This is a genomic window from Acinetobacter brisouii CIP 110357, assembly GCF_000488275.1.
Classification (GTDB): Bacteria; Pseudomonadota; Gammaproteobacteria; order Pseudomonadales; family Moraxellaceae; genus Acinetobacter; species Acinetobacter brisouii.
In genome coordinates this window covers 214,208-223,216 of record NZ_KI530762.1, presented here as the reverse complement: position 1 = coordinate 223,216, position 9,009 = coordinate 214,208, and the positions used below count along the sequence as shown (strand labels likewise).

The window sequence follows — 9,009 nt, the reverse complement described above, 5'->3', positions numbered from 1 at the left end:
CCGTTATTGCCGTTATTGCCGTTATTGCCATTATTGCCATTATTGCCGTTATTGCCGTTATTGCCGTTATTGCCGTTATTGGCGTTATTGGCGTTATTGGCGTTATTGGCTAATTGAGTCTGATATTCGGTTATAGCAGAATTATTAATCCGTATTTTTTCAGCCAAATCGCGTGCTATATTCATGGCCTGAATACGATTAAACCCTTCGGATGTTGCTTCTACAGCACGCAACTGCAAGCCCACAAAGCCCAACACTCCAATTACCAAAAGTAGCAATGCAACCAAAACTTCGAGCAAACCAACACCTTGCTGATATTTAACTGGCATTACAGTTCCCCGTCACAAGATCACGTTGTTGGACTACCCCTATACGAGAAAGAATTATTCTTTTTGAATATTGCGCCTGTGCCTGTACTTGATCACACAAAACCAAGGTTAAATCAGAGCTTAGCGGTGATGTCGTGGTGGTTGAGTCCTGAACCATGCCATCAGAACGAAATACGATTGATGTTGTCGTTGAAACAAGGGCTGCCTTTCCTGATGCAGCCCAATTTAAAGTGCTGTCTGTATCTGCTGAGGATGAATTCAAAGTTACTGTCACAGTACGGCGCTCTAAAGCCGCTTTAGAGCGCGCTTTTTCCAAGACAATGACTAAATCTCGTGTACTTTTATTTAAATTCTGTTTAAGAAGAATATTCGCAAAAGCTGGCACAGCCATTACCGAAATAATAGCAATAATAATAACTACTACGATTAATTCAAATAATGTAAATCCCCGAATGGACTGCATATTCCCCTCATATTTTTAAATAATTCATATTTTTAATAAGATTTACTTCATAATTCGTACAAATTAAGTGCTGTCATTTATTAATAAAATTCATAATTTATGAAATAAGATGTATTTAAAATGTATCTATTTTGTGATACATATCACATAATATATCAATTTACATCAAAAAATAAAACAAAAAAAACGGACCAGTCACGATCCGTTTTAAAAACTATAATGTTCAAGCTTGCACAATATGTATACGCAACTCTTTAGGCAGGCTAAATGTTACATTTTCTTCACGCCCATCAAGTTCTTCAGGAGACTCTGCACCCCAGTCCTGTAACCGCTGAATCACTTGCTTAATTAAGATTTCGGGAGCTGATGCGCCCGCAGTTACACCGACCTTAGTGGTTGGTTGAAACCAGTCTGGCTGCAACTGCTCGGCATTGTCGACCAAATACGCGGTTTTCCCCATGCGCTCTGCAAGTTCACGCAAACGATTCGAATTGGATGAGTTAGGAGAACCCACAACCAAAACAACATCGCACTTTTCAGCTAAATCACGCACCGCATCCTGACGGTTTTGGGTTGCATAGCAAATATCATCTTTACGAGGACCCTGAATATGCGGGTATTTTTGGCGCAAGGCATCAATCACTTTCGCAGTATCATCAATCGACAGTGTGGTTTGCGTGACAAAAGCGACTCTTTCAGGGTGTTTTACTTGTAGCTCAGCAACATCCTGCTCGTTTTCAACCAAGTAAATTTCACCACCGTTATTTTTATCGTATTGGCCCATCGTTCCCTCAACCTCAGGGTGACCATGATGTCCAATCAGAATCGCTTCTACGCCTTCCCGGGCATATTTAGTCACTTCAATATGTACCTTGGTAACCAGCGGACAAGTTGCATCAAATACTTTTAAGCCACGGCGCGCTGCTTCCTGCTGGACTGCTTTGGATACCCCATGCGCACTAAAAATCACAATATTATCGTCTGGAACTTCGTCAAGTTCATCGACAAAGATCGCACCACGCTGACGCAGATCATCTACGACAAATTTATTGTGTACGACTTCATGGCGTACATAAATTGGTGGCTGAAAACACTCAAGTGCCCGATTGACAATTGCAATCGCACGGTCAACACCTGCACAAAAGCCTCGTGGGTTCGCCAATACAATTTCCATAACTTCCTCAATCTGACAGGCAATGACTGTATTTTTTGAATTTATTGACCAAACTATTCAGTTTAGCCGCGCTCTACTCTAATATAGAGAAGATATTTTATCATATCAGGAAAAAATATCATGTCGGGTCTATTGTTTGTCGTTTCTGCAGCGTCAGGAACTGGCAAAACATCTCTGGTCAAAGCCCTGCTTGAACGTGTAACCAATCTACATGTTTCTGTTTCTCATACTACTCGTGGGCAGCGTCCCGGTGAACTCGATGGCGTACATTATCACTTCACCAGTAAAGATCACTTTTTAGCGCAAGTTAAAGAAGGTGGTTTTATCGAATATGCGGAAGTATTTGGTAATTACTATGGAACGTCACAAGCAACCGTCAAGCAGCAACTTGAAAAAGGGCATGACGTTTTACTCGAAATTGACTGGCAAGGTGCAGAGCAAGTTCGCAAATTATTCCCTGAATCTAAACAGATTTTTATTTTGCCACCAAGTCAGTTTGACTTACGCCAACGCCTGTCAAACCGTGGTACAGATGCAGTAGAAGTCATTGAACATCGTTTAAGTTGCGCAATTACCGACATGCAGCAATACGTCAATTTTGATTATGTGATTATTAATGATGACTTTAATAAAGCTCTACATGATTTGGAGTCCGTAATCAACGCTAACCGCCTGACTATGCTACAGCAAGCTCGGCGTCATCAGCAATTGATTGAAAAATTGTTGCACCCAGAGAATTGATTAAAACTTGAGTCTATGTGCAAAGCACCTTATACTGCATAGTCTAGTTAAATTTAACTCAGTAAGAGATTTGTTATGGCACGCGTAACTGTTGAAGATTGTTTAGACCATGTAGACAACCGTTTTGAATTGGTCCTTGTGGCAAGTAAACGTGCGCGCCAATTATCACGTCAAGGCATTGAACCAACTGTAGAGTGGGACAATGACAAGCCAACAGTTGTGGCTTTACGTGAAATTGCAGCAGGTCATGTAAACAAAGACATTTTGAAACAACGTGAGCAAGACTACCAAGTATCAAGCCTTGATCTTGCTCTTTCTGCAAATAACCTAAACCTAGAAGGCTTTACTTTCTAAGTCCAAGTTTTTTGCAATAAAGCCTAGTTGGTTCAACTAGGCTTTTTTGTTTGCACAGTTATGATGCAATATTGAGTGAAATAATCAACTTTATTGAAATATTTTTGGTTTTTTCAGTGAGAAAAATTGACAAGACCCACAGAATGTTTTTCATTAAAGGGCTAACGTTTCCATTTGTGATTTAGCATTGAATTAAAGGTGGTTTATGCCAGGCGAAGAAGTCAGCCAAGCCAAGCAACAACTGAAACTGATTATTGACGAATATCTGTCAGAAAAAGATGTCGAACTGGTGCTTGCTGCCTGTGATTTTGCCGACCTTGCTCACAGCGGGATCACACGTAAAAGCGGCGAGCCTTATGTGCTGCACCCAATTGCCGTATCTAGCATTCTGGCGCACATGCGACTTGATTCCCAGACGCTGATGGCAGCGTTGCTGCATGATGTAATTGAAGATACTGAATTTAGTAAAGAAGAGATTGCGAGCAAGTTTGGTAAGGTCGTTGCCGAACTGGTCGACGGTGTCACCAAACTGACCCACTCTAGTGACAAACAGGTCAATAAAGCCGCCTCTTTTCGTAAAATTCTACAAGCCACTTTGCAAGACCCACGCGTAATCATCATCAAACTGGCAGACCGCTATCACAACATGACCACGCTTGATGCGTTACGCCCTGATAAACGCGCCCGAATTGCCCAAGAAACCTTTGATATTTTTGTGCCTATGGCACGTATCGTCGGGATGAATGAAATGGGTGATAATCTCGAATATCTATGTTACCAAAATCTTGACCTTGACGTATTCAACAAAATTCAGCAAGCACTTCAACAGACTCGACCGAAACGCTGTGAATATCAACAAATCTGGGAAAAAAATCTCACACAGTTGCTACAGCGACACCAGATTACAGGTCGCATTAAAAAGAAAAATAATAATATTGAGCTGATTCGCCACTTCCTTAAAAATGACATTAATCTACAAGAACTTACCCGTAGTCATACCTTCGAAATTATTCTAACCAGCATTGCCGACTGTGACCGTCTTGTCGATGTGTTACGGGAAAACTTTCAGGTTTTACAATTTAACGATCATATCCGTCGACCATTACCAGGTGGCAACCAGTCCCTGATGATGCGATTAAAGGGTGAAAAAACTACCCTATCCCTGACCATTCAAACTGAGCTTATGCGCAAGGCCGCACGTTTTGGTGTAGTCCTCGGTGAAAATGCCCCTCAAGCATGCCGCTCAGCCATTCAGGCATCTATGCAAAACCTGAATACCTTAATTGATGGTGAATGTGCCAAAACGACTTTTAATGATTTACTAGACTATCTGCATCAGGAAAAGATCTGGGTTTATACACCACACGGGCATCTTCATGAGCTCCCGCAAGGTGCGACTATTGTCGATTTTGCCTATGCTGCCAGCCTGTTTTTAGGTAACCATGCGATTGGGGCAAAAGTCGATGGAGAGACCAAGCCGCTGTCCACCCCTCTTGCGAGTGGGCAAGTGGTAGAAATTCTAACCGATGTGCTCGCAAGCCCAAACCCTGACTGGCTGAGTTTCATTAATACACAAAAAGCACGCCGTGCAATCCAAAACATTTTGCGTGATCAAGATGTTGAAGAACAGCGTATTATTGGTAAACAGGCACTTGATCGTGCTTTACGCCTGTTTAACAGTTCTAGTCACGAGTTATCTGAAGATGACTGGATCAATGTTTTAGAATGGCGTCATGTTGACAATAAAAATACCCTATATGAACAAATTGCTGTCGGTGATCTGCTACCACAACTGGTTGCCAATCATTTATTTGCTATCGACAGTCAAGTGGAAGAACCAAGTTCACATCGCCTGATTCAGGGGACAGATGGTATTGATGTCAAATATGCGCGCTGTTGTAACCCAATTTTGGGCGATCCAATTCAAGGACATTTATCCCGTCGTGGATTGATTGTACACCGTGAACGCTGCCATAATCTGCTACATGAGCAGCATCTACATCCTGAAAATATCATGCCGTTACAGTGGAGTGATTACGAAGTTGATGATGTGAGTTTTACCGCATATTTATGCATTGATATGAGCATGAATGACGAGCAAATTTCTGATCTGATCTATCAATGTCGTAAAGCCAAATTTGGGGTAGAAATGATTAACTCCCAAGACAACAAAACCTATGTCAATGTCGTGGTCAATAACCGTAAAGAAATTGCTCAAGTCATTCGTGAGCTGCGTTTACACTTCGGTTTTCCACGAATTTTACGTCAAGATACACCTGTGATGATTAGCGAAACGCATAAAGTTGTATAATTTAAGCGCATCCTACATAGATTGTGTGCTATATATAAATGATATAGGTCATTGAATTTGTAAAGGAGACATGAATGTCACGCCAAGTGATTCATACTGAAAATGCACCTGCTGCGATTGGAACTTACTCTCAAGCCATTTTAGTTGGGAATACACTGTATCTTTCTGGACAAATTGGTTTAGATCCATACAGCATGGAATTGGTTGATGGTATTGAAGCACAAATTCGCCGTGTTTTTGACAACATCAAGGCTGTTTGTGAAGCTGCTGGCGGCTCTTTAGCAGATTTTGCAAAATTGAATATCTTCTTGACAGACTTATCTAATTTTCAATTAGTCAACCAGATTATGGGGGAATACTTCCCGCAGCCTTACCCTGCACGTGCAGCGTTGGGCGTGGCAAGCTTACCTAAAGGGGCTTTGGTTGAAATGGATGGTATTGTGATCATTCCTTAAGCACCAAACGCTGTCTATAAAACCACCGATCAGGTGGTTTTTTTTCATTCAAAAAGCCAATTAGAGTTTTGTGTATCTGTAGATGAAACCCATTGACAAACGATAAAAATTATCACTAATATCAATAATCGTATTTATCTTTTCATGGGTGCGCACATGTATGTTTGTTTATGTCGTGGAATTACCGACCAAGATATCAAAGATGCAGTTGCCAATGGTGCAGAAAGTTTTCGGGAAATTCGTGATTTACTCGATTTAGGCACTTGCTGTGGTCGCTGTGCACCTGAAGCCCGTAACCTGATTAATGAAGAACTGGCTGCCATTGCTGCAAAGATTTCTATCGCCGCATAGCTCCATTACAGGGGCAACATCTCCTTGTCCGCTTTTGATTTAGAGTGGGTTTTAGGTCTCAAAGACACATCTTCAGCATGTGATGGTGATTTTCATTTGCCGTTCGATAAATTACTCGCAGCAATACAACTTCTTGGTTAAGATAAACTTATCATTGCCTTAACCCTGTTGAGGCTTGCATTATTTGCGGAGAAATAATAATGAAAGGCAATCGCGATGTTATCAATCAGTTAAATCAGGTGTTGTATCACCATCTCACGGCGATCAATCAATATTTTCTGCATTCACGTATGTTTAATGACTGGGGAGTTGAGAAACTTGGCTCTGCCGAATACAAAGAATCTATCCGTCAAATGAAACATGCGGACAAAGTCATTGAACGTATTTTATTTCTTGAAGGTCTGCCAAACCTGCAACATTTAGGTAAATTATATATCGGTCAGCATACTTTAGAGGTGTTACAGTGCGATGTGCGGAAAGTCAAAGAAAATATTGAAGCACTGCAAAAAGCTGTCGCATTGTCAGAACAGCTGCAAGATTATGTCTCACGTGATCTGGTTCAGGAAATTCTAGAGCATGAGGAAAATTACTGGGACTGGCTGGAAACTCAGATCGACCTCATAGAAAGTGTAGGTATCGAAAACTATATTCAGAGCAACATGGCTGATGAGTAAGAACCAGCAGACATGTAAATGCTGATCAGTGAAGGAGATTTTCAATCATCTCCTTCATGTTTTTGATAAATTTAAATAAATTACTATAAATCAAATAATTAAATTCATTTTCACTCATTTACACAAGTAATATTCTTCGCCCAAAAAACAGGTCAATATCCTCATTGAATGGATAAATCTCGGAAGCATCTTTTGCTCGATATGTTTTATCTTGACTAAAGATAGATAACACTTCTGTGAAGCATCACGCATCATCAATTCAAAAAAGAAAATGCCAGTCAATTACTTAACTGACTGGCATTAGGCTGTAAAGCAGGTTTTTTACTGAGCATCACTTACGAATAGCACGACTATTATGATCTTGGTCAAGCAAGAGCTGACCATAAGGATGATTCACTTGATATAAACCATGAATCAAGGTTAATTGATGCTGGGCTTCTTGGTTCTGCCCGTTATATGCTAAAAGCTGGGCATATTTATATAAATCATAATGCGTTGGTGTAGTAACGGCAACCTGATGATAATGCTCTAATTGTTGTGGTGACAAACGGCTAAAACGATCCAGATAATACCAGTTAGCACGTTGATCAAACTGATCCAACACATAAACTCGATAAGGTTTAACTGCTGGAATACCCTGATCAGAATGTTTATGCCCCTGATTTAAGGCATCAATTGAACTGAGATAATCGCGCCAGATTAAACCGTAAAGCAAAATACCGATCACTAAAATGGTAGTATTCAAGTTTGCAGATAGTGAAAACACCTTGAGTTTTGGGGTCTGTGCCTGAATGACTCCCAGTAAAAAGCCAATAGGTAATAAGAAATAAGCATAATCCTGTGGGAATTCAAACATCGCATGAATCAAGACACAACAGACCATCAGCGTTGCAACCAATGACTCGCTCTTTTCCACCTGTTTGTTGAGCCGCCAAAGCCACCATGCGATATAAGCAACAATCGCTGTTCCAACAACAACACCATTCCAGACCAGTAATTCTAAAATGAGGTTATGCGCACTGTTGGTTCGTTCGTTGTGCTGAAGAAAATCTGCTCCGACCAATTGCGCATAACTGGTTTGATTCCAGCCATAGCCCAACCACGGATGTTGCTGAATGGCATACAGCATTTGCATCCAGATATTAAAGCGAGAGTGGCTCGAACTGGCACGCGCAATCACATCCGACATTTCTGAATGAGACAACCCCAGATGAACCAAAATCGCATTTAGGCTCGGAATTGCCAGTAAGCAACCCACGTAAATCATCACCCATGCAGCAACATGGTAACGCTTGAAACGATACGCCGTGGAGAGTTTAAAAAATAGATAAATACTGAGTACCACACAAGCCACCCAAGGCGTACGAGACTGACTGAGTGCAATGGTAAAGGTGAGCAATAATGCCCCTAACGTGACCAACCAAGTGGGTAAGGTGCGTTTTTCAAACAGATATAGACAACTCATCAACCCCATCATCAGGAAAGTTGCCATATTGTTGGGCTGAGCAAAGTTCGCATAAGGACGATTACCACGTAATGGCATAATCAGTGATAATCCCTGATCGAGATGCAGCCATTGCAGCAATGCTATGCCAACGCTGATTAAACCGACTACAAAAGTCAGTAAGCTAAAGCCTTTAAAGACTTTTTCACGCTGCACGGGATCTTGGGTCAGATTAAATCCAAGTACAACCATCATGGCAAAGGCAAAAACATACAATGTCGACAACAATGCCTTACTGAAATAAAACTCAATGCCAAATCCCCACTGCACAAACGGGATACAGGCCATCACAAATAGTGGCACATTCAGCTTGGGCAATTGTAAGGGCTTGTCAATATATAGAGCCAGCGTACATAAGGCAGCCGCATATGCTAATAATTCACTAGATAGCGTCAGCCACGGGGTATAGTGATATGGAGATAGCCATGACAATGCCAGCAGCACCGCAATCGCAAGAAACAGGAATCTTTGCATCATGAGCAAAACAGGTGAAAAATAAAGCACGTATTATAGAATATTTTTGAGTAAAGCTATGTAGCACAACCTCACCATTACACCCTAATCTTGAATAAATTTTTCTATTTATAGGATGATGATTTATAAAATTCAAACATGTCATCAAGGCAGAGCTTGCTAAGATCATACTCATAACA

The 9,009-nt window shown here is 41.0% G+C and carries 10 protein-coding genes; 6 read left to right on the top strand and 4 right to left on the bottom strand.

Annotation, left to right across the window (positions count from 1 at the left end):
- The 3 genes from pilV to ispH form a co-directional block, all read right to left on the bottom strand.
- Nucleotides 1-329, bottom strand: a 329-nt coding sequence (gene pilV, locus P255_RS01010; RefSeq protein WP_023274441.1) for a type IV pilus modification protein PilV, incomplete at its 3' end; no start/stop codon positions are given.
- Entirely contained in the window at nucleotides 319-792 is a 474-nt protein-coding gene (locus tag P255_RS01005; protein ID WP_004899132.1) for a pilus assembly FimT family protein, read from the bottom strand. The genes P255_RS01005 and pilV, both read right to left, overlap by 11 nt.
- A gap of 223 nt (nucleotides 793-1,015) precedes the next feature.
- Nucleotides 1,016-1,966 (bottom strand): 4-hydroxy-3-methylbut-2-enyl diphosphate reductase, encoded by a 951-nt coding sequence (gene ispH, locus P255_RS01000; RefSeq protein WP_004899130.1) that lies wholly within the window; start codon nucleotides 1,964-1,966, stop codon nucleotides 1,016-1,018.
- A gap of 120 nt (nucleotides 1,967-2,086) precedes the next feature.
- On the opposite strand from ispH, the gene gmk reads away from it, so the two are divergent.
- From gmk to bfr, 6 genes are all read left to right on the top strand, one after another.
- Entirely contained in the window at nucleotides 2,087-2,707 is a 621-nt protein-coding gene (gene gmk, locus P255_RS00995; RefSeq protein ID WP_004899128.1) for a guanylate kinase, read from the top strand.
- 75 nt (nucleotides 2,708-2,782) lie between these two features.
- A complete protein-coding gene (gene rpoZ, locus P255_RS00990) occupies nucleotides 2,783-3,061 on the top strand; it encodes a DNA-directed RNA polymerase subunit omega (RefSeq protein ID WP_004899123.1) in 279 nt (92 codons plus the stop codon).
- Nucleotides 3,062-3,266: 205 nt separating this feature from the next.
- Nucleotides 3,267-5,372 carry a RelA/SpoT family protein gene (locus P255_RS00985; RefSeq protein WP_004899121.1) on the top strand — a complete coding sequence of 702 codons (2,106 nt, stop codon included), beginning with the start codon at nucleotides 3,267-3,269 and terminating at the stop codon, nucleotides 5,370-5,372.
- A 74-nt stretch (nucleotides 5,373-5,446) separates the two neighbouring features.
- Nucleotides 5,447-5,827 carry a RidA family protein gene (locus P255_RS00980; RefSeq protein ID WP_004754460.1) on the top strand — a complete coding sequence of 127 codons (381 nt, stop codon included), beginning with the start codon at nucleotides 5,447-5,449 and terminating at the stop codon, nucleotides 5,825-5,827.
- A 156-nt stretch (nucleotides 5,828-5,983) separates the two neighbouring features.
- Nucleotides 5,984-6,178, top strand: coding sequence for a bacterioferritin-associated ferredoxin (locus P255_RS00975; protein ID WP_035364910.1), 195 nt, complete (start codon nucleotides 5,984-5,986; stop codon nucleotides 6,176-6,178).
- Nucleotides 6,179-6,378: 200 nt separating this feature from the next.
- Complete coding sequence (gene bfr / locus P255_RS00970) at nucleotides 6,379-6,852, top strand: heteropolymeric bacterioferritin subunit Bfr (RefSeq protein ID WP_004899114.1); 474 nt, start codon at nucleotides 6,379-6,381, stop codon at nucleotides 6,850-6,852.
- A gap of 331 nt (nucleotides 6,853-7,183) precedes the next feature.
- Here bfr and P255_RS00965 read toward each other — a convergent pair whose 3' ends face one another.
- Complete coding sequence (locus tag P255_RS00965; RefSeq protein WP_004899112.1) at nucleotides 7,184-8,833, bottom strand: PglL family O-oligosaccharyltransferase; 1,650 nt, start codon at nucleotides 8,831-8,833, stop codon at nucleotides 7,184-7,186.
- Nucleotides 8,834-9,009 lie beyond the last annotated feature (176 nt).

Excerpts from the sequence above, each read along its gene's own strand:
- P255_RS01005 (WP_004899132.1), bottom strand. The coding sequence starts at position 792 with ATGCAGTCCATTCGGGGATTTACATTATTTGAATTAATCGTAGTAGTT.
- ispH (WP_004899130.1), bottom strand. The coding sequence starts at position 1,966 with ATGGAAATTGTATTGGCGAACCCACGAGGCTTTTGTGCAGGTGTTGAC.
- gmk (WP_004899128.1), top strand. The coding sequence starts at position 2,087 with ATGTCGGGTCTATTGTTTGTCGTTTCTGCAGCGTCAGGAACTGGCAAA.
- rpoZ (WP_004899123.1), top strand. The coding sequence starts at position 2,783 with ATGGCACGCGTAACTGTTGAAGATTGTTTAGACCATGTAGACAACCGT.
- P255_RS00985 (WP_004899121.1), top strand. The coding sequence starts at position 3,267 with ATGCCAGGCGAAGAAGTCAGCCAAGCCAAGCAACAACTGAAACTGATT.
- P255_RS00980 (WP_004754460.1), top strand. The coding sequence starts at position 5,447 with ATGTCACGCCAAGTGATTCATACTGAAAATGCACCTGCTGCGATTGGA.
- P255_RS00975 (WP_035364910.1), top strand. The coding sequence starts at position 5,984 with ATGTATGTTTGTTTATGTCGTGGAATTACCGACCAAGATATCAAAGAT.
- bfr (WP_004899114.1), top strand. The coding sequence starts at position 6,379 with ATGAAAGGCAATCGCGATGTTATCAATCAGTTAAATCAGGTGTTGTAT.
- P255_RS00965 (WP_004899112.1), bottom strand. The coding sequence starts at position 8,833 with ATGATGCAAAGATTCCTGTTTCTTGCGATTGCGGTGCTGCTGGCATTG.